1 protein-coding gene is annotated in these 1,456 nt (G+C 37.7%); it reads left to right on the top strand.

What is annotated here, in order from left to right; all coding sequences use genetic code 11:
• Positions 1–137 precede the first annotated feature (137 nt).
• Positions 138–1,337: a transposase gene (locus ACOEN1_RS13395; protein ID WP_422487394.1), complete on the top strand. Its 1,200-nt coding sequence runs from the start codon at positions 138–140 to the stop codon at positions 1,335–1,337.
• Positions 1,338–1,456: the final 119 nt, after the last annotated feature.

Here is a 1,456-nt window from a genome sequence, read left to right as displayed (position 1 = left end):
TTGAGTAAATTGCATAATTTAAAACTGTTGAAATAACTAACTTTTTTTAGCTAGCAAAAAGGATTTCACCCCAAAATGTCGAATATATATAGTAAGACCAATCACTATATGTTCACATTAAGGAGGAAATCCCTAACATGATTATACGACAAGATTGCTTGTTTTCCTATGATGAATTAATGGAAATCAGCCCAAAAACAAGACTTATGATGATTCTTGATCAGATTGATGTGTCACCATTGGCTCTTGCTATGGAAAAAACACCTGGAACAAGAGGACCAAAAGGTTACCCCAAAGAGAGACTTATATATTCTCTCCTAGCAAAAGAAGTAGAGCAGATCCTTAAAATATCAAGCCTTGTAAGGAGACTTGAGAGCGATCCATCCTTCAAGTATGCCTGTGGATTTGGCATAATGGACAAAACTCCTTCAGAATCTGTATTTAGCAGATTTCAGGATGCATTATCCGAAGAACCTGCTCTGGTGGAGCTGTTCCAAAACTTAGTCGTTTCTGCCATGAAATCCGGAATAATTGATGGATCTGAAATTGCCATTGATTCCACTAAGCTTAGCTCCTATGAAGCATCACAACCCAAGAAGGACATTGTTAATGATGGTAATCATCCAAACTGGGGAATGAAGCGCGATACTAATGGCAACAATATACGATGGTTTGGCTGGAAACTCCATATACTATGTGATGCAAAGAGCGAACTGCCACTATCAATAAAAGTTACTCCTGCTAGTGTCCATGATGGATCTGTTGCTTCTGACATGATAAAAGACTTTCTTGACTCATATGCAGGGTTATTCAAGCCTTCACATTATCTCATGGATTCCGGTTATGACTATGATTATCTCTACAGAGAGATTGTAGACACCTACGATGCAACACCTATAATTGCCTATAACCCGAGAGGTAGCAAAGCTCCGCCAGAGGGACTTAATGAAAGTCTACACCCTGTATGCTCCGCAGGTTATGAGTTAAAATACTGGGGCAAAGATGCAAGTTACATGAAGTTTAGATGCCCTCATATGACCGGTGATGTCGATTGTCCTTTTGGTAGCAACTGGTGTTCAACTTCAAATTACGGACTTACGCTAAAGCTAAATTACAGGAAAAATCCAAGGATTCATGGATATCCATTAAGGGATTCAAAAGCCTGGAAAAAACTTTATAACAAACGGACATCTGTAGAAAGATTGAATGCACGTCTGAAAGAGAATCTGAATGTAGATGGAATCAGATCAAATGGAATTAAGAAAGCGCTTATGCATTGTCTCTTAAATTGTATTGCACTTGTAGCTGGAACCATAGCCATAAACAAGAAATCGTAAGTTATTACTAAAGTAGCATAGAGAACTGCAAATTGGATATTCTAAGCTAAAACATCACGGATGCTTATTAAAGTGTTTTTGTTTATTTTAGCTTGAAAAGCAATTATGCAAGATTCTCA

Origin of the sequence: Gudongella sp. DL1XJH-153, from assembly GCF_049310905.1 — a bacterium.
GTDB lineage: Bacteria > Bacillota > Clostridia > Tissierellales > Tissierellaceae > Gudongella.
The sequence above is the reverse complement of the archived record's forward strand: the minus strand, read 5'-3'. Positions and strand labels throughout refer to the sequence as shown.